Below are 19,198 nucleotides of genomic sequence, written 5' to 3'. Positions count from 1 at the left end.
TCTTGGCCCATCAAGGTAGGCGGATTAACCAACCCCCCCCTTCTTCTTTTGATAATGGATGAATTATGGCCCTTTCAGCAGAACAGTTGTTTGAGCAGTTGAAGCTAGCGATCGAGCGCTCGGTCGCGGAGGAGGCTTTCGCAATAGCCACATCGGCAGCGGAAGCTGGAGGAATGGTAGGAGGCGAAAAGAATGGAAACGTCACAACATTGGAGTACCAATACCAGTATACCGACTCCGCCCAAGCCCAAGTTATCCTGATAGTAAAGTCTTGGGATACCAGCTCTCCATTCCAGATCAAGCCCGACCGCAATAAGATGACCGTGGAGTTGATGCGCGGCGGTCGTACTGAGCAAAGCTTCACAGATTTTTACGAGGACTGATTGACGCTCGTTGTGCGCAGAGGCCTGACCTGGAATCCCGGCATACACCGGATCGAGCGTCATTGATAGCAGGGTCGGTCGCCTCGCGAGCCTACACACGTTGGAGAGATGACAAATAAGCATCAACCTCGTGCACATGGCCTGCCGCTTATAATCAGCAAACGCTGGCGACTTACCCTCAACTTCGAAAAGTTAGCCCCAAGACATAGATTCCAACCTCAGCGGGATCGGCGGTCAAATCTTCTTTGTCCGCTTCGCCGTTAGATCTTTGGGTGCCCCAAGTTTGTCTTCAGTACACGCAGCCCGGTGTCAGGATCATTTCTCGAAAGTAGAATGACCTCTACGAGCGGATCTTCAGGGTCAACGCTCAGGTCATTCACCGACAGCAAACGCTTGATGAACGGAAACGCTATCCTCTTAGGAAGCGGTACGTGGAGGTTTTCTTGCTGAAACTTGCGGTACTCCTCCTCTCCCCGGCTCTGAAATACCGCATCCGAAGCCACCAAGTCGAACACGGCGCTGGATGCCACGCCTATTACCAAGCGGTTTTCTAGGTCATAGGGCATTCTTATCACTCATCTAAAAATCAGGTTTACCCGGGTTAAGTCTATCTGCGTCATTTAAGCAGCCTCTCGTTAACGCGCAGGATTTAAGTGGTTGTTTGTATATATGACACTTTGCGCTTGTCAAGCGAAAGTCTCTTGCAAAGTAAAAATCTAACATGCTAGCTTGTTCATACAACAATAAAAAAGGGGTTATGCAATGGAGTCTTATTCCATCCACGTTGAACATTCAGAAAACACAAAAATGGCTTTCGTGATATTTAATGACTTAGGTGAAGTTCCGCAGTCAGTGCGCGAGTGCAGATTCCAAACTATCGGATGGATATTAAATGTGTTCGACAAAATGCGAGCGCTCGTTGATGAGTGGGACGAAATTGTCCGTGAAAGCAATGTTTCCGATGCATTGAGAAACCTGGCGTCGTTGGACTGGGAGACTGCCTGTGCTCTTGTGCGAGCTGAAACTTGGCGGGAGCGTTTCAACCTTATCTGGCCGCTATTGAGCTATCAAGACCAAATACTTGCACTCGGGTATGACTATGACGACGAGGAAAATAAAAATTATTGGCCTGGCTTCGACTCGTTCAACATGATGTTTCACGATTTTATTCGGAAATCCCCACTCCGGAATCGTAGGAAAGCATGCACCGAAGCGAACTGCTAATAAAATGAGGATCTGATCATGCCTACCTTTTCCATCGATGTTCGTCTATTACAAACTAATGCTGGCCGTGTGCTAGAAACAGAGCACACCACAGAAAAAAAGAGTCGATCACACGTTCGATTTTTCAAGGCATCGGCTTGCTCTATCACATGGCCGACGCAGTTGCCCTGCGCCAACCAAACTATGCTCACGTTGGAATTGAGTTTTTCAATTCTCGACTGTACGGGTTAGGAGGAAAGCTTGATATAGGCGATGTTTTGCTCTCTGCTGATAGCTGGGAAGAGCGAATGTATTACGCTTGGATTGTTATCGACAAAAAATCAAGGGCAGAGGCGTTAAAACTAGACTATGGGAAGTTCCAGAACTATTGGCCAACACTTGATTTTTGCGCTAAAGGTTGGAACTCCCAAGTCGAGAAATGGATGAATGAACCCGATTAACTGGATTGGCATCAGATAGAAGCCCATAAAGCCGGGTTGAAATCTCATGACCTCCGATTGCGCTTGAATGCAATCAGTGCCTGAAGCGCACGGTCAAGACTCATGCCCTCCCTCTCCTTTTCGACGATAAAATCCGCAACGAAGGTCGCCGGGTCATCACCTGTAAAATCTGGATAGCCCGCCGCAGCTGATTTGCGCGCATTATCGATGACTGATTGCAGCCCTTCGCGTTCTGCTAGTGTTTTTCCAGAGGATTTCATTTGGTGGTTACCTAGAAACAAGAGCTCCGATGCTCGCCTGAGTTCGAGAATAACCCCAGCCGGGAATGCACGTCAGCAGCCGCCTTCGAAAGCTCCAATTCGCAAAGATCGATGCGCCGTTCTGCTCATAACGTTACTTAGGAAGCCCGGCCAACACATGCATCAACCGCGGGTATACTCCTGCTGTCGCACAGAAAAGCACTAAAACAGAGTACCTCCAACCATCATCAATGGGTCTCTAGAGAGTCTGAAAATGAATTATGTTGAGCTGGTGCAACACCAGGCCGAGCAGGTATTTGGCAACAAAGCGAAAGCGGATATTTGGCTGAACCAACCGAAAACTGCCTTCGATGGAAGCACACCATTGGAGTTTGCTCAAACGGAAGCGGGATACGAACTCGTAAAGGCTGAGCTCGAGAGAGTCAGTCACGGGTACGTCTGTTAGCACGAGTCTTATCCTCCATACCCTAAAATGAGTGTGATGGGTATTGACCTTAAAACCACCGACAGCGAAGCACTTCTCCGGTAGGTTGAGGAGTGCGTAGCGAAGTCAGGCCATGCCCACGAGCACTTCTCGATCGTGATGCGTTTATTGAGAATCTAGGCGGGCGGTACCCGGGCGGGCTGCTCACGTTGGGCGACGCTGGCGAGGCACCGGTCGATGAACTGAAGCTCCTCGCCGAGCTCCACCGCACGCTTTTCAAGGGATTTCAATACCGCTTGATGCTCCTTCTGCACCTCTTCCGGCGCCCTAGCGAGCCCTGCCAGCCTTCTCCGGCTCCTCTCGATTTTTTCATTAACCTCGGCAAGGTACTTCTCCCCAGACTCTTTTTTCCTTCCCGTGAAGAGCTGGCATTCCAGGAAGCGGATGGCATCGTAGATTCTCAAGACTTCACTGCTGGTCTTCGAATGCACGAAGTTCAGGCTACCCTCATCGAAGGCGTGATGCTCCTGGTTCTGTCCACCCCAGTTCACTAAATCATTCTTAATGAAATTGAAGTGCGACAAGTCGTAGTCAATGAACGGCTCAACCAGCGCGAAGGTGTGCTCTAGGCTGACTTGAAGGTACATGTTCTTCTTAAGCTGCGATTTATTGAAGTTCGCGGTGACTTTAACGCTGTTTTCGATGCAGAACTCAAGCACCATAGATTCAAACCAGATACGGCAATACAGCAACGCCTGGCGAACGTCGAAGACCGACAGCGCCACATGCACTTTCTTCTGAAAACCACCCGCGTGATCAATAACCACGACGCCTTTATTCGTGTATCAGCGTAGCCGGACTAAAGTCAGAAAGCCATTACCACACGCCTTGAAGGTATTTAGGGAATGGGGATGCCCGCATCCTCGAGTCGCTTATGGAGTATTTCATAAAACGGGACAGCTACTATCTAGACCTCGATCGACCAACCTCCGTCATCGGAGACATAGGCCTGGGGATCAATCCAATACAACCTGGCGAGCTCCTCGAAATTGGCTTGGACAGTAGCACTTCGCTGTGCGCAGATATCTACGATCTGCCTCACTCAACCAGTGATTTGATCCGCGAACTGATGAATGTAATGACGGCCACACCTACGAACCTGGCCCAAAGGGGGTCTAAAAAAGCATAGATGTCTTCACTGAACCACACTCTGAGGGCGGGCATCAGTGCCAGCCAAGACAGCCCCAGGCATACAGGCCACGTGTAATTCAGAGGAAATGCCAACAAGCCCATCATCCAGGCGATTCCCCAGATGCCCCCAAGGTACCAAACCACCAGAAACATTGTGCCAGCATCAAGCCGCACCAGGTTCGCCAGGGTGGTGCCCATGCTAAAAATCACCAGACCTACCGTGATGAAACCGATTACCCAAGGCAGCGCACCGCCAGATCTTTCACTCATTGCATTACCTTCACCAAGACTTTGGCCTATCAGATTGCCATCAGTCCACGGTGGCTCGCAATCCAACTTGGTGTCGCGAAATCACGGCCTGCGCCGCTCCAGCTTGAGGCAAGCCGCGTAAACTGCGCATAGCCACGTCGAAGCCACTGACTCACACATCAGCGAAGGCCACGCGATGCTTGGGCAACTGTCCCCCTCCTTACTATGAATACTCGGAGCGGTATCCATCATTCACCGCTCACAGACTGCAAAAAGACGCCTCTCGAAGTATGAGAAAAGGCAGATATCGAAGCCTAGCGACCCCGCTGAAGAGGCGCGATGACGATATCCCAGAGTGCTGCTGCGGCGCCTTCTTCAGACAACTTCTGATCTCGCTGGCTGCGAAACGACGCCATCCCCATGCTGCGCCAGTACAGTGTTTGGTCATCTGATTCGACATGAAGCGCCTCGTTAAAGGAGCCCCCGCTGAATGAGTCGCCCTGACTGTAATAGATGCCCGCCCCCATCTGGCCCCCTACGAAGACGGTAGCCCTGGCTACGTCTCGGCCATCTTTGTAAATGGTTGCGGAGAACCGGCTTTCATTGACCCGACGAAACACGCCTTGATAGCCGACGTTTAGGATCGTAGCCACCGGATCCGATGATCAACTGGCTCTGAATACTTACGTGACCATCGCCACTCGATGTGGTTATGTCGAGGACGCTGTCGAGGCAGCCGAAAAGGCTCTTGAAACTGCAAAGTCCAGAAAGGATCAGCTCGAATGCGTAAAGCTGCTGTTCACGCTGATTCAATTCGCCGATCCGACGAGCAATAGGCTTATTGAACTCGCCCTTCGGGCCGGTGACCTGGTTGATCAGAACGTAGAGAGCCAGGAAGGCGCCTACTTGATGATGCACCTGAGTTCCTCGCTGGGAGGAGAAACTGACCTAGACCTCGCCAGTGATCGAGAACAATTCCGCGCACGCGCTGACGCATTTTTCAAGAATTTCCCCAATTCTCGGATGCTCAGGAGAGGAGAAATTAGAGAGGGCTCCTCTGACACAGAATTGATTGAAAGCTTGAAGGCGTTAACTGGTCTAACACCCGATCGAGAGGCGTTCCAGAAACGGCTCGAATACGCCTTGCAGCAAGGATTCAAAACCATTCCTTTCTCATGGCGCCCGCGACTTGTCCTTTCCTCGATCTGCGATGTCGTGCACCTCTGGGAAACTGCCAAGGTGTCGAGCCGTGATGATCGACAGTTCCATCTCACAATGCTAACCGAGCTTGGCTGGCAGCCACCCGGTGCAGATGCCCTACGTCAACGCGTACCCTTGCTTGATTGGACGGCGCTGTTAGTCCTCTACGACTTGGGGCTGATCGAAGTAGTAGTCACTTTCTTTGGCACAATTGCGGTCTCTAAAGCCACCATGGAGGAGCTCGCAGAGTTTACAAATCCTCTGTTCGGAAGCCCGTTGCGAGGTAAATGCTTGGGTCTACAAAAAGCCTTGAGGCCTCACCTCGCTTCGATTCTACAACCGTCACCACCGGAAGGAGCGCACCAGGCGTCTACCCCAGCATCAATTGGCCGAAGCAATGCTCAAATTGCGGAGATATGCGCTACAGATCCCGAACGGTTCAGGCTCTACTCTGATGACTATGCGTTCCGAATTTTTTGCGCCGGAGAGTCCGAAGTCGATGGAGTCTGCACGCTTGATATCTTGGCCGCCCTAGTAGAAGTTGGGGGGCTCACTCCCATTGAGAAAGCTCAGAAAATTGCCCAGCTTTGTGAATGGCGAGTCGGTGTAGTCGTGCAGCTACCTGATATTTTGCTGTTGCTCCCTCCAGCGCTCCAATCGGCAAGAACTGTACGCCAAGGTGTAGAAATCCTTGATGCCGAACATGGGTTTGTCTCTGTGATTTCTGCACTATGGGACTATCGCTCGCCATTTGAACAGACCCTAGGGCATGCCGCAGCGGTGCTCCGCACTCTCATAGAAGAGAAATTACTTTCAGACATCGGGTTAGCAGCGCTGCTGCGGCAGTGGTATGTCAAAGCAGCCATGAAGAAGGATGCTCCATCGCGTGGCCTTGAAACGATTACTCTGTTGATCCTCACTGCCGCAATGATGGGGGACTTGCCAAAGCCTTCAGCGAATAGAGCGTGGAGGATCTACTTGTTGCTTGTAGAGGCCCATCACGGCCCCAGGATGGACGAACGCCTTGAGAGGGAAGCTATCAGGCTTTTGGCGGCACAGTGTGCCAATTTAGAGGCCATTGAGACTGGAGAGGGTCTGAGAATCTACTCTGCTTTTAACGAAAGCTTAACGCGCGGTACGGTCGACCAGTCTGAATTCTCTTCAGCGTATACAGCTGCGCGGATAGCCTCTCAACGACCAACGGGCAGGTGATGACTCGGCGATGAGTGAAATCTCAAATACGCGTCCACCATCAACATCCCTGGGGCGACGTCGAGCCCCCCTAGGCGTGCCATAAGCACCGTCGAGAGCAAGCTGGTGTATGCACAGAGGTACAACACCATTTCGATGGCATGTATAAGTTGGAGTGATGCCAACCCTACTTGCCCCAGTTTTTTGGACACGCCAGGCATCTTGAACACGAGTAGCCCTCCCGACTGCTACGCTCACCTCTTTACAAGGAGGTTCCCCGATGTCGAATGCAGATCTACTCCCTTCACTTCTCTTCAAAATCAACCAGAACCAACTGGCTCTCGAGGCCGCGATTATGGAGCTCACGCTTTGGGTCGAGCAGCGTAAGCGTCCGCCGAAGTCACCTTGCATGACTCTGGCAGATACCCACTGATGCGGCAGCAGTTGGTCGATCTCACTCGCTCGCTGCATCGGCAACCGCGTCAGCACATCTTTGAGATAGGCATACGGATCATGCCCATTCATACGCGCTGACTGGATCAAGCTCATGATCGCCGCCGCTCGTTTGCCGCTGCGAAGCGACCCGGCAAACAACCAGTTTGAACGCCCGAGCGCCCACGGCCGGATCTGATTGTCGGGTAGTCAGACGCGGTTGCCCGCGTCCAACCCCCTAAGAACCGTGCATGCGAGTTTCCCAGCACACGGCTCAAGCCTCTACTAAGGCGCTATTGGGCACCCGGTTGTACATCGTCGACGTTGGCAAATTGCACATCCCTTGGGCACCGCAGGTGGTAGATCTCAAGATTGGCGGCCGCATCCGTCCCTCCGTCACTCAGCTTCACAACATGGCGGCTATGCCATGGTGTGTCTTTGGTGACCGGTTTAAGGCATGCGCAGCAGCGACCACCTTGCTGTAGCCACACCCGATACAGCTTGGCTCGACCCTTTGGGGAGATAAGCATTCTTTTGCCCCATCGGGATTCGAAGTACTCATCCCATTCAGGGTCGTGAGGGTTGGCAGCAGCCTTGATCTTGATATGTCGCACAATTGGCGTGTCCGAGGCGTCCAATAACGTGTACTGACGCTTCCGACCATCGGCGGATTTTTCAGCACATGAGAATACCCATCGACGCGCCCCTTGTACTTTGAAATACCGATCCTTCACCCATCGGCGTGTCTTGCGAGGGTGGCGGCGTACCGCCCATCGCCAGAGCATTTCCCATACTGCACTGTCCACCTGGTTGAAGACCTTCTTGGCGACGACATGACTGTGATAGTTCGCCCAGCCCCGTAGAACCGGGTTGAGCAAACCTATCAAGTTAGCCTGCCGTATCGTTTTGTTGGTCTTGATCAACTCTCGCAGCTTGGCAAGTAGAGCCCCGATGTTCGCCTTGGACGGCTTGATCAGGAGCTTGCCGTTGTACTTGCGCAGGTTCCATCCGAGGAAGTCGAACCCGTCCCCTATGTGCGTTATTTTGGTTTTTTCCGGAGAGAGGACAAGTCCACGCTCTGCCAGGAAATCAACCACAGCGGGCCTGACTTCATTCTCCAGCCACTCTTTCGAACAGCCTGTGATGATGAAGTCATCTGCATAGCGCACCACGCGCATTTTTCGGGCTGTCCACTTTGCATTGGGAAACCTCTTCGCCAGCATCGCCTCCAACCCGTCCAGCGCCATGTTGGCCAACACCGGGGATATGATGCCTCCCTGCGGGGTTCCGGCGTGGCTGGGGAACAGTTGATTCTGGTGGACATAACCGGCCTGGAGCCATTTCTGCAAAATCGCCTTATCCATGGGAATGTTGGCGATCAACCAGTCATGGCTGATATTGTCGAAACAGCCTTGAATGTCGCCCTCTAACACCCACTCCGCGTTTGCTTTTCGTGACAGCACACCAAAGCACTGCGCGGCGGCATCCGCAGTTGAGCGTTCCGGCCTGAATCCATAAGAGTTCGGGTCGGCGGTGGTCTCCGCTATCGGTTCCAGAGCCAGCAAATGAAGTGCCTGCATGGCCCGGCATTTCATCGCGGGAATTCCGAGAGGTCTAGTCTTGCCGTTTTTCTTCGGAATAAGCACTCTCCGAAGCGGAAGCGGCGAGTAGCCTCGCCGCTTCAACGACTCTATCGCACCGATCTTGGCCCTAGGCGTATTCCAAGTGACCTTGTCCACACCGGGGGTATTTTTGCCTTTGTTTTCAGACACACGTTTCACAGCTAAAGCTTTGCCGCTGAACGAGTGAGTCAGCAGCCATTGCAAGGCTCTCGCCTTGTTATGCCTGCCGTCTTGTACAGCCTTCACAATACGCGCTTGCAGCCCTTTGACACGACGTTGTAAGGCGATCCAATCGATGCCGTCCCACGACGTGCCGGAAGGTGCACACGCCAATGTTGCTGCGTTCATTTGCTCTCCTTCCGCTGAAAGGGTTCTACCTACTCTCGTGTGAAGAGAGACCATGAGGACGTCTGCCCGCTTTCGCGTGAAGTGATGTTTCAACCTCTATCCAACCCATTACAGGATGGCGTTCGCTTTTTCCTCGTTCCTTCGCCCGCACCGCCATGGGCAGTTTTTACAAACGGCTTTCCCTGACGGGAGCGATACGGGATTTCCACGTTCCGCCTACTGAAGTACGTCGGGTTAGGTGCCTGCTATCGACCGGGAGGCATGTGGGTCACGAACGCGTAGTCGAAAGACGCTATTCCCACCTCCATTACCGTTTTGGTTCGAGCGTGTAAGCCATTTCCGCTCGTTCAACTTAACGATCGTTGCGCAGATTCACATGCGTTCACCATACCGACTATCTAGTCCTTGTCCGGCTATGGCTGCCAGAAGAGTACGCCTCTCACGATTGATACCCCGCACCTTGCAGTGCCTCGTTCCATTGTCGAAGGCGCTCTTGATTCAGCCTTCTAGATTCACCCGGTGACACGGATGGTTCCCGCAGGGGGGAACAACTTCATTAAGCGACTTCGTGTCGCACCTCGACTGGGTTGTTGTCGATGGGCACGGCCCCATCTTCCAGGTAGCGCGTCAGCGCGACCCAGCGTTTAAGGCTGTAATCCAAGGCTTTGGCCGTCGCTGATCCGTTGGGTACAAGATCGCGCTGGGCCAACATCCAGTCGTGCAGCGCTTTCGCTAACGGCGCAGCTTTTTCTTGCCGTATCCGCCAGCGATCCTCATCACTCATCTCGCACGCTTGGCGTTCAACTTCGTACAAGCCGCCAATCGAGTGCAGTGCCTGTGCTGCCAACTGACTTTTATTCGCCACGTGCAGATCGAAAAACTTGCGGCGTGCGTGGGCCATGCAACCAATTTCGGTCATGCCCTTCTCGAAACCGGCTTTGTAGCCAGCAAAATCGTCGCACACCAGCTTGCCGTTCCACGAGCCGAGGAAGTTACGTGCATGCTCACCGGCGCGGCTCGGGCTGAAGTCATAAACCACTGCCTTAAGCGCCGAGAACGGCGTGGTGCAGTAAGCCCAGACATAAGCGCGGTGAGTTTTCTTCTCTCCGGGCGCAAGCATCTGCACCGGAGTTTCGTCAGCATGGACAACTCGTTGGGCCAGAACAGCTTCTCGCAAGGCATCAACCAATGGCTGAAGCTGTACACCGGTCTGCCCAACCCATTGCGCGAGAGTTGAACGCGCGATGGCTAAGCCGGCGCGGCCAAAGATTTTCTCCTGCCGGTACAGCGGCAAGTGGTCGGCGAATTTCGCCACCATTACGTGAGCGAGCAGACCTGCGGTAGGTATTCCCTTGTCGATTACCTGGGCCGGCACCGGTGCCTGGATCAGTGTTTCGCACTGACGGCAGGCCCATTTTCCACGCACATGCTGTTCGACGGTGAACACGCCCGGCGTGTAATCCAGCTTCTCGCTGACGTCCTCGCCGATGCGCTGAAGTTGGCAGCCGCAGGCGCACTGGGTGTTTTCCGGTTCGTGATGAATTACGGTGCGTGGAAACTGCGGTGGCAGCGGCGCGCGCTTGGGTTGCTGGCGCTTCTCTTCTGGAGCGGGAGCTGGTCGGAGGGCCTTCAACTCGGCGTCGATAGCCTCAAGATCAGTGTTGAGCAGATCGTCGAGCAAGTTGCCTTGCTCAGGGCTGATCTGCTCGCTGCGCTTGGCAAACCTGTGCCGCTTGAGGATGGCGATCTCGTGGGTCAGCTGTTCGATGATGGTTTGATCGCGGTGGATCTTTCTGCCCATGGTGTCGACCTTCGACATCAACTGCGCAGCGAATGCACGCAGTTGGTCGGGGGTCATCTGATCGATATTGGGCGAAGAAGTCATGCCTTGGATTTTACCAAAGCAGATCGCTTGCGGCAGTAGGCCAAGAATCTAATTACAGTTTTTACAGCAGTGTGATTGTGCCGGCAGCACCAACACGCTGCCAAGGCAAACCTAATACCAAGGCCTGAAGTTGCTCGGTATCCAGCTCCATCTCACAGCCGTGCCGAATGCCTGGCCAGTGGAATTTGCCTTGGTTCAACCGCCGTGCAGCCAGCCAAACACCAATCCCGTCATGAACCAGGACTTTCATTCGGTTAGCACGTCGATTGGCAAAGAGATAAGCACAGTGCGGCTTCGCCGCACCGAATACTGCAATCACTCTGGCCAACGCGGTCTCGGTACCTGCACGCATATCCATGGGCTCGGTGGCGAGCCAGATGGCATCAATGCGGATCACTGGGCAAGCTCGCGGACAAAACGAGCACACCCGTCAGGATCTGAGGATGGCCACTTCACAGTGAGTTTTTGCGGCCCGAAAGGAACCTCGATGTTGACCGACATCTGCTGATCGGGCTGGGTTGCGGGCGCAAGCTTCATCGGAACAAAAGCAGGCAAAGCCGGCGCCTGATGATCACGATAAGCAGGTATCCACTTTCGAACCAGGTTGGCGTTAATGCCGTGACGCAGGGCCACGCTGGCCATCGACACGCCAGGTTGCAGGCATTCTTGGACGATCTGGGCTTTAAAGGGTTTGGGATAAGAGGTTCTTTGGCGCATGGCAATCCTGATGATAGGGGCGATAGTGTCCACGTATTTTTAAGTGGACAACATCGCCCTTATCGCTGGGATCGGGTAGGTGACTTCGCCGGACGCTTACCGAGCAGCGCGATTCGGGTGAGGTTGGAGGCAACGTGCGCGGCGCGCTGGCAACCCTCAGCAGAAACGAAGAATTCATCAATATGACGCTCGCAGTGCTGATGACGCCTGAGTAAGTGGATTGCAGGTAGGAAGGCCGGGCATCACTGGCCCGATTGCATAAGCCTTGGTAGATTCCCCGCAAGAGCCCCGGCCTTCTTAAACTAGGGGCTCTAGACTCTTGCTCTTACATTTTGAACCGCTATCGCTCTACTTGAGAGTTCCTAGCTTTTGTCCTAGCGTGCGCTTGATGCTGACGTCGATGTGGTACCGCGGCAATACTGCAGCGGTCAGTGCATTTTCATCCCAGAGTCTGCATGCCTCTTCAGTACTCCACTTACCGCCTTTTCTTAGCGCATGAGCGCTCATCACGGTTTCGATCAACTGTTGCTCGAACCATTCGCGGACGACTTGCTCAATAGCCCCGCCACGGCCTCCCGCGCCCGGAACATTGGCGTAGCGCTGTTCCCAACGTTCCACCATGTCCGTGACGACCCGAAAGTCGGCGTTTACCTTGATGAGATTACTATCGAAGATGTAGTTTGCTGCCCGATCGTCCATTTCCTCTTTAGCTCGTGAGCCATCTTCAGTGCTCACCCAGGCCACTTCAGGCTCCGTATTCTGATCTATGAATTCAGCCTGCGTCCCCTCTTCCGCCGTGAACAATGCGTACAGATCACCCTGACGCCCCCCTTTTCCACCTGATGAACCCGAACCACCAGCCGATTGACCTCCCTTTGCAAGAGGTTCTCCCCCAGCGTTGTTGGTGTGAGAAATCGCATAGTTTCCCTTCGGATTTGGACGGTAACGACCAAACTTGAACAGCTCCTTGATAGCTTTCAATCGCTCGCGAATCGCCGCGCGGTGGTCGCTACCCTTGGCTTTATGTCCTATTTGATCCTGGAAGGTCGCCAACTCTTGAGGCATGTTCTCCCTGAATTCTGCGGCATATGCTGCCCAATCCAGTTGCTCACCTTTAATTAAAAGCGCCGTGCGTGCGGTGTTTGCCGTAACCGCTGACTCATTATTCGGTTGGATGTAAACAACTACGCGCTCACAACCGAAGATCACACCAAACGACTGGAGACGAGCGTAACCGGCGTTGCTCATCACAACCTCGTACAATTCGTCGTGATACAACGCAGCCACCTGGCCAGGCGGTGTGAAATGCCCGCTGTCTGTATCGACGTCATCTTTCACGATGTACCAAAAGGCCGTCGCATCGCTATGGGGCATTTTGAATTCTCCCCTCGCTTGGCTATTAGACTCCAGCCAAGGGGCCATTCCAGTTACGGTACGTAGAAACCGGTGCTGATCATGCGGAGGATTTTCCCATCCCTCAACCGCGGAAACTTTGACATTCTCGGGGAATCTGAAGAATCGGGAGTTGAGATATCGCACGATCCACTTGCGTGGCATGCGGACATTACCTGGTGGCTCAACCGTGTTATGGGTGGAGTGCTTACCGAGCAAAACCACCATCGTGCCATGCTGTTTGATGATGTCCGGCTTTGGGTCGTCCGTAATGCGTGTCCAGAACTCCCCAGTGGGAAAACGTTGAAGACCATATTGACCATCACTATCTCGGTGCAAATGGATCATGTAGCCCTGTCCATTTACCCAGCTCAAGTAAACCAATCCTTCGGGGTTCGCCGGTGCGGCAGAGATTTTGGCGCCCACGCCGAAATTTCCCGAGGTGGATTGCTGGCTGATTGAGGAGCTTAGGTGATTGATGTATTTAACCATCTCATTCCCGGTCATACCGACCCCGGTATCGATGATACAAAGCTTCTGCTCGCCCGTAAGTGCCTCTCTCTTCTCATCCACATTCCATCTGATCACACCTGAACCAGTGCCCCGTAGAATGCTCTCTATAGAGTTGCAGGTTAGCTCGCGCAAGAACTGTAAGGGCGAGCAATCTTGGTGAAGGCGGTCAATAAGGAATGCCATATTGGCCACTTGCATCGGGGAGAAATCAGGATTCAGCGCCGGTGCGCCGGATGCTTTGCTTCCGCTCATGATAGTCACCTCTTCCTTCGGGAGCGGTGTTAGGGGCTCCCGATCTCGTAAGGTTGGCGGCTTTGAAGGACAGAAAATTGTGCGACTTGGCCGTCGACTGTATCCCTACTAGGGATAGGTAAAGAATAGCTTTGGCGCTGTGCTAACGGATGCTTGTCGGATAGAAGGAACGGCGCTTACGACCCTGACATATGAACGTTGTACGGGGAAAAGCCTTAGCGTCAACGCTGTCGCAAGCCACCCCGCGCCAAACGTCCCGCGAGGTTCAACACGCAGATTCCTGATAAAGCGGGATAGGCCCGAACAGCGCTGCCACGTATCGAGCTTCTGTTTAAAGCCAGCTTTCAGTTTTCAAAATTGTGTACTCCCAACCTTTTTCCGTAAGGACTAGTGCTTCCACCACACGCTCGGCTTTGTCTGTCTGTGGTAGTGAAGAACAAAGCAAATCCATATATTTCTTCTTAAACCGCGCTGCAGGCATCGTACTAAACGAAATGTTTTCAAGGGTTGGGCCGCGCACTAAATTTGCGGAACCGCTCAAAAGCTCAACTTTCTCAGAAGAGCAGCCTGCAAAAAACTTCGCGTGAAAATTCTGTATGGCCACTCCCTTGGTTATAATGTTATCTTGCAATCCATAGCGCTCAAGTTTTTCATATGGCATTTCTGACTCATTATAAGCTGCTTTTAATTCCGCCCATGTATCCCCTTTTGTAATCACTGTGACTTTTCGCGGGTCAGAGTTTTTGAAAAGCCACTTCCAAATGTCCAGTATTTCCTTTGTGGATAAGCGTTGATGCCCCACAAACGGGCTAGCGATAATGATTCGATCAGAAATGAAGTGCCATCGAATAAGTAGCTTTTCAAGTAAGGCCATCACCTCGGTTTTACTAGCGAGGCAATTTAATCTATCTTCGAGGCTCGCAGAGCTGATATCTATCAGTAAGCAATGATCAACAAGATTCGAAGGGATATGACTCAGCAGTGTTGGGGCGCCAAATGTGGCCCGATGACGTTTTCCACAATTACAAGAAATTTCAAGCTGGACAAGTATTTTTTCCATCGCCGGAGCTCTGGTACCTTTTGCCGATATCCAGCTGTGCCATTTAACCCAGACGGCTTGTAAGCGCTCGCGCTCTATCTCCAATGCCTTGTACGCAATAAGGTCTAAATCTGTCTGATCGTGATCGCAGCGATAAAGCGCTGGGGCTTTTTTGTCGTATTTGAAATTTAGGGTTACTGAAGGAATTTTGTGTTCAATGACATCGGTTGCCAACTTCAGCATAGCGGTATTTTCCTCGCTATCTGAATGTGTGATTTGAAACATATATTCGGTGTAGGAGCTGTATGGGTCTCGAATCTTAATCTTGTAACGATCATCACAGCCCATGCATTTCACTATCCATTCACCTTTTGCAACGCGGCTAGACTCGGCACGCTCTACAAAATGAAAATCTGTATGGCACATAGGACACAGGGCGACGAGCGAGCGATGTATGGATGTCATAGTATTTGCGTAATTTTTGAAGTTAATCTAACAGTCTCACGATATAGGTGGCGTATCTTGCTGCGTCGGAGCGGTCGTTACGCTTTTCTGAGTATCCGAATTTTCTTTTGCTAAGTTGCTCATAATGTTAGGCACGAGCATTTCGATAAAACCAGAAACCATGGCGATCATGTAAAACCCGGAAAAATCAGGTGCTTTCGATACAAAGGAAAATGCAACGTCAGTTTTGATTGCAAAGTATGAAAAAATTGCCGCTGTGATGGCGATTAGTATTCTTGAGCAACCTATCAGGCAATTAACAGTTCTGCTTGCATCTAAGTCTATTTCCAGAGACGAAAAACCCAGAGCTATGGAAAGTACTCCTCCTAGACCACCGCATAATGCGACGTTGAGCAATATGGGTGCGCTTGCCATGCCAAAAAAAAGTGAAAAGATAAATACAAACAAAACCAGTATGAAAGCACTGAGCGTATATTGAAGTCTACCCTCTATCGTTTTTAGCTTTACGATTCGCTGTTCGGCTTGCGCCAAAATAGCCTTTGCAGCTTCTTTGTTGCCGGAAGCATTTGTAGTAATGGCGCGACCAACCAAACGATTTATTGATTCAGAGCCTGACAATTCTTCCGGTAGCCACGAGTATATTCGGGCAAGATCGACGCTAAGACTCTGATGATTGCTAGCATAGGTATTGCAAAGTTCGTGATCATCATCAATGTCAATTCTAATTGCGTTGTCTGTTCTGTAGACGGTATAGCCTGGTAGTTTTGAATAAATCTTTCTAATAGGAAGGTTGTCGTTGTCATCTTCGCCAATTTTATAATCGTAAGGTTTGAGTTGCTTTACGGTTGGCTCAACAACTTTAGCCTCTGGGCTTTTTACAGTCACAAAAGTCGCCTATTAATTTTAGTTTCGCGTGTTTATATTTGCTAAAAATCTGCCAGTCTGACAGTATCCACTCGCTATGTTAGTGTCATCATAACATAAAACGATATCAAAACGACATCATGCATCGGTGATGGGCGTATCAAATACTCCACGTTTTGCCTCATCCCCCATTAACATCAAACTGCCCCCTGCCCCCTGCCCCCTGCCCCATCCACCTGACACCAAGCTCACCGCGTTCATGATGGATGTCGCCGCTGTACGTGTTTCAACACCAAGCTTCACGTACACATGCTCCAAATGCTTATCGACAGTGCGGGTGCTGAGCTCAAGAATCTCTGCGATATCGCGATTCGTTTTGCCGAACGCGACCCACTTCAAGACCTCGGATTCCTTAACCGTCAGCTCATATCGATTCGACAGAATTTTCTGAATTTCAGTGGCGCTCAACGGCGTATGGCTTTGAATAGCGTTTGTAAGGGCAGCCTGTCTCGACACCGCGTTGTTGATGTGTGCCTTTAAACGCGCTATTACCTCAATCAGCTTCAATGGCTTGGTGACGTAATCGATGCCCCGCTGCAAACCCTTCGACTACGTATTCGCTCTCGCTTAAAGCTGTCATGAAGATAATCGGAATATCCGCATACGGCGGTTTAGCTTTGATCATCCTGCAAGTCTCGAATCCATCGATCCCGGGCATCATCGCATCCAGCAGAATGACGTCAGGGGCGCGTCTCTCAATGCTGTCCAATGCTTCCAAGCCACTCAACGCTACGAGGACGGTATATCCCTCCTGATCAAGTGCACTTGAGAGAAAGCCCAGGTTATCCGGGGTGTCATCAACAATCAGCACCACCCTGCCCTGCGCCACGTCATCGTTACTCATGAGCTATCTCCTGCAGACGGCGATTGAAATCATGCAGTTTAAAGTTCTCCATCAGTGACCGAAGGCTGAGGATGAAAGCAGCCTGTTGAGGCTCTTCAATCATTAACTCGTCCAATTTTTTTAAGATCCCCTTCACATACCCTTGCTTGGACAATTCGATCAGCTCATCGACATCAATCAGGCCGATCAGGGAGCGATGAGCTAGCGAAGTACGATCTCTCGTAAACTGCATTCGGCCAACATCACCTCATTCAGCCCCGCTTTGGATTGAACATGACTGACTTTTTTCCCTCTCGTTTGATAATCGATGATCGCCAGATAGTGGTCATTTTGGACACCGCGCCCGCGCGAATTCTTGGTGAGCAAGAAAACTGCCCGCAGTGGGCAGAAACATTCGCAAAGATGGCGCGAGACGGCTATTGCTTCTCTCTAGCTGACGGAACATTTGTAGAGCTTGTGAATCAGCGTAGCCGTGGATCGATCACGGCTGTCGAATTTCATCGCATGTGCACCCGGCTAACACGGTTCATCAGCACCGAGCTTCCAGTGGCTCCGGGTCGGAGTGATTTGTTGGGAATGATCCAGCAATCCAGCGAATCTTGGAGCGAACAGGAATGTCGCTCACAATCGCTGGCTGCTTGGGCGGAATTGCTTCGCTGCGCAAACGTAGGATATGTCCCCCGCTCAACTGAACAGCTTCTAGAGGAGGAGCGGAATTCATGGAGAGCGATGCTTGCTAACTTCCAGGAAAAGGTCGATATCTTCAAAAAAAGAGAACAACTTAAAGTCGAGATTCTGCATGCTTTGGATGAGTCCGGACTGCTGCACGCTTTACGCATTGTTCCGGAGCCGGAATCGCTGAAGGCTCTGGAAGCCCTGCACACACTTCATTCGTGCCCGGTCGAGGAACTGTTGAATATCCTCAACCTTATTCCAAGGCCCGTCCTACAGAAAGTAATCCAGTCATTAGAGCCATTGAACAAGGGCGATCTGCGAGGTGTACTGGATCTGGCAAAAAAATACCGACATCAGAAACAATGCATAACCGATGCTGAGGCTGACCCCACTCTTGCCTGGAAAGCATGGACGGATCAGCAGATCAGTTGGAAAATCATAGGCCCTCAAATTTTCGAAGGCTTCTCTAAGGCGTTCAAAAGTTCTGGATCGACTGTATTCACGATGAAAATGCGCAGCCATTTGGAGCTGCTTTATTGCTGGACACAGTTTTCAAGCATGCAGAAAGCCAAGAGAGCTTATGACCCAAACTCCGTAAACAGTCGCAACGACGGCATCGATTTCGATCTTTATCGCTTTCTAAAGCTCCCCGCATTTGTCGTCACTCTGGACAAGGGCTTTCTTGAGGGACTCATCGATATCAAAAGCTACCAAGCCGCCTGGTTTTTCAGGCCACAGGAGTTGGCTGACAGCTGGAGCGCCGGTGATCAGCCCAAGCCGAGCTGGCCGACCGCCAAGGACTTGGCAAAACGATAACTGCGTTAGTTGTATCACCGCGGCTTGCAAACGTTCGACATCGTCTATCAATGTCTATGCCATCAATCTTCGCAAACAAAAAGGGCCCTCTCGGGCCCTTTTTAAACTCAAGCCAGTATCACTTGGCCAGCCAGGACTCGACTTTATCGGCGCCGTATTTAGCTTTCCACTCTTTCAAAGTTTTATGGTTGCCACCCTTAGTTTCCACGATTTCGCCAGACTCAGGATTTTTGTAGACTTTCACTTGACGAGGCTTTCGAGTGCCCGATTGCGGCTGGAGTGCTGTCGTGCGGCGACCAGCTTGTGGATCAAGCAGGCTGATCACGTCTTTCAAGCTGTAGCCGTATTTTGCAAGCAACTCACGCAGTTTCGATTCGAATTCGATTTCTTTCTTGAGACCAGCATCGCCTTTCATTGCTTCAAGCTCAGCAAGCTGAGATGCAAGTTGTTGTTCGAGTTTACGGAACTCAGCAAGACGGGACATTTGATGCTCCAAAAAGGTTTTAGTGAATGTAAAAGGTGACCTCTAGCATACACATTTGAATGAATAGAGTAAGCACCCTGAACCAAGGCAGTGTATCGATGTGCGGATCCTGCGCGTAAAGATCAATCCTTGCAAACAACCAAATCGCATCAAATGGCACGGTTGTGCAAATGCTTGCTTCACCGCGTATTGTTATTGCCACAGTCGGCTAGGTATGGCGAAATCATA

General features: G+C 51.6%; 16 protein-coding genes and 5 pseudogenes. 6 read left to right on the top strand and 15 right to left on the bottom strand.

The features are described 5' to 3' along the window. Positions 1-65: 65 nt before the first annotated feature. Complete coding sequence (locus ACYZUA_RS17205) at positions 66-383, top strand: hypothetical protein (RefSeq protein ID WP_461959816.1); 318 nt, start codon at positions 66-68, stop codon at positions 381-383. Between the two features lie 284 nt (positions 384-667). Here ACYZUA_RS17205 and ACYZUA_RS17200 read toward each other — a convergent pair. After that, a pseudogene (locus ACYZUA_RS17200) lies at positions 668-949 on the bottom strand (5'-nucleotidase); the annotation flags it as partial. A gap of 196 nt (positions 950-1,145) precedes the next feature. Here ACYZUA_RS17200 and ACYZUA_RS17195 point away from each other — a divergent pair. Both ACYZUA_RS17195 and ACYZUA_RS17190 read left to right on the top strand, forming a co-directional pair. Next, positions 1,146-1,607 carry a hypothetical protein gene (locus ACYZUA_RS17195; RefSeq protein ID WP_461959815.1) on the top strand — a complete coding sequence of 154 codons (462 nt, stop codon included), beginning with the start codon at positions 1,146-1,148 and terminating at the stop codon, positions 1,605-1,607. 149 nt (positions 1,608-1,756) lie between these two features. Next, a complete protein-coding gene (locus ACYZUA_RS17190; protein WP_461959814.1) occupies positions 1,757-2,047 on the top strand; it encodes a hypothetical protein in 291 nt (96 codons plus the stop codon). A gap of 44 nt (positions 2,048-2,091) precedes the next feature. Here the strand turns inward: ACYZUA_RS17190 and ACYZUA_RS17185 are convergent, their stop codons facing one another. Further along, positions 2,092-2,307 carry a hypothetical protein gene (locus tag ACYZUA_RS17185; RefSeq protein ID WP_461959813.1) on the bottom strand — a complete coding sequence of 72 codons (216 nt, stop codon included), beginning with the start codon at positions 2,305-2,307 and terminating at the stop codon, positions 2,092-2,094. Between the two features lie 253 nt (positions 2,308-2,560). Here ACYZUA_RS17185 and ACYZUA_RS17180 point away from each other — a divergent pair, with 253 nt between their 5' ends. After that, positions 2,561-2,752 carry an antitoxin Xre/MbcA/ParS toxin-binding domain-containing protein gene (locus ACYZUA_RS17180; RefSeq protein ID WP_461959812.1) on the top strand — a complete coding sequence of 64 codons (192 nt, stop codon included), beginning with the start codon at positions 2,561-2,563 and terminating at the stop codon, positions 2,750-2,752. A gap of 155 nt (positions 2,753-2,907) precedes the next feature. Here the strand turns inward: ACYZUA_RS17180 and ACYZUA_RS17175 are convergent. Together ACYZUA_RS17175 and ACYZUA_RS17170 are read right to left on the bottom strand one after the other, a co-directional pair. Further along, positions 2,908-3,576: pseudogene (locus tag ACYZUA_RS17175) on the bottom strand (AAA family ATPase); the annotation flags it as partial. Between the two features lie 253 nt (positions 3,577-3,829). After that, positions 3,830-4,192 (bottom strand): hypothetical protein, encoded by a 363-nt coding sequence (locus tag ACYZUA_RS17170; protein ID WP_461959811.1) that lies wholly within the window; start codon positions 4,190-4,192, stop codon positions 3,830-3,832. A 666-nt stretch (positions 4,193-4,858) separates the two neighbouring features. Between ACYZUA_RS17170 and ACYZUA_RS17165 the strand changes: the two genes are divergently transcribed. Continuing rightward, positions 4,859-6,583: a hypothetical protein gene (locus tag ACYZUA_RS17165; RefSeq protein ID WP_461959810.1), complete on the top strand. Its 1,725-nt coding sequence runs from the start codon at positions 4,859-4,861 to the stop codon at positions 6,581-6,583. A gap of 405 nt (positions 6,584-6,988) precedes the next feature. Here ACYZUA_RS17165 and ACYZUA_RS17160 read toward each other — a convergent pair. The 10 genes and pseudogenes from ACYZUA_RS17160 to ACYZUA_RS17115 all read right to left on the bottom strand — a co-directional run. Then, positions 6,989-7,198: pseudogene (locus ACYZUA_RS17160) on the bottom strand (transposase domain-containing protein); the annotation flags it as partial. An 89-nt stretch (positions 7,199-7,287) separates the two neighbouring features. Next, positions 7,288-8,964 carry a group II intron reverse transcriptase/maturase gene (gene ltrA / locus ACYZUA_RS17155; RefSeq protein ID WP_461959809.1) on the bottom strand — a complete coding sequence of 559 codons (1,677 nt, stop codon included), beginning with the start codon at positions 8,962-8,964 and terminating at the stop codon, positions 7,288-7,290. A gap of 577 nt (positions 8,965-9,541) precedes the next feature. Next, a pseudogene (tnpC, locus tag ACYZUA_RS17150) lies at positions 9,542-10,849 on the bottom strand (IS66 family transposase); the annotation flags it as partial. Positions 10,850-10,910: 61 nt separating this feature from the next. Then, entirely contained in the window at positions 10,911-11,246 is a 336-nt protein-coding gene (tnpB, locus tag ACYZUA_RS17145) for an IS66 family insertion sequence element accessory protein TnpB (protein WP_461959808.1), read from the bottom strand. Next, a complete protein-coding gene (gene tnpA / locus ACYZUA_RS17140; RefSeq protein ID WP_461959807.1) occupies positions 11,243-11,566 on the bottom strand; it encodes an IS66-like element accessory protein TnpA in 324 nt (107 codons plus the stop codon). Before tnpA ends, tnpB begins: the two co-directional genes overlap by 4 nt. Before the next feature lie 348 nt (positions 11,567-11,914). Then, on the bottom strand, positions 11,915-13,723 hold the full coding sequence (locus ACYZUA_RS17135; protein WP_461959806.1) for an ATP-binding protein: 1,809 nt from the start codon (positions 13,721-13,723) through the stop codon (positions 11,915-11,917). Positions 13,724-14,054: 331 nt separating this feature from the next. Beyond that, positions 14,055-15,005 (bottom strand): phospholipase D-like domain-containing protein, encoded by a 951-nt coding sequence (locus tag ACYZUA_RS17130; protein WP_461959805.1) that lies wholly within the window; start codon positions 15,003-15,005, stop codon positions 14,055-14,057. Positions 15,006-15,263: 258 nt separating this feature from the next. Continuing rightward, entirely contained in the window at positions 15,264-16,112 is an 849-nt protein-coding gene (locus ACYZUA_RS17125) for a hypothetical protein (protein WP_461959804.1), read from the bottom strand. A gap of 117 nt (positions 16,113-16,229) precedes the next feature. After that, positions 16,230-16,995 (bottom strand): annotated as a pseudogene (locus tag ACYZUA_RS17120) (response regulator). After that, positions 16,988-17,227 (bottom strand): hypothetical protein, encoded by a 240-nt coding sequence (locus ACYZUA_RS17115; protein WP_461959803.1) that lies wholly within the window; start codon positions 17,225-17,227, stop codon positions 16,988-16,990. The pseudogene ACYZUA_RS17120 and the gene ACYZUA_RS17115 overlap by 8 nt, the downstream one beginning before the upstream one ends. Positions 17,228-17,268: 41 nt before the next feature. On the opposite strand from ACYZUA_RS17115, the gene ACYZUA_RS17110 reads away from it, so the two are divergent. Further along, the gene (locus ACYZUA_RS17110; RefSeq protein WP_461959802.1) at positions 17,269-18,486 is read left to right on the top strand and encodes a hypothetical protein; all 1,218 of its coding nucleotides are present in this window, start codon (positions 17,269-17,271) and stop codon (positions 18,484-18,486) included. A gap of 118 nt (positions 18,487-18,604) precedes the next feature. Here the strand turns inward: ACYZUA_RS17110 and ACYZUA_RS17105 are convergent, their stop codons facing one another. Continuing rightward, positions 18,605-18,970 (bottom strand): histone-like nucleoid-structuring protein, MvaT/MvaU family, encoded by a 366-nt coding sequence (locus ACYZUA_RS17105; protein ID WP_461959801.1) that lies wholly within the window; start codon positions 18,968-18,970, stop codon positions 18,605-18,607. Between the last annotated feature and the right edge of the window lie 228 nt (positions 18,971-19,198).

Source organism: Pseudomonas sp. LS2P72 (assembly GCF_054897865.1).
The sequence above is the reverse complement of the archived record's forward strand: the minus strand, read 5'-3'. Positions and strand labels throughout refer to the sequence as shown.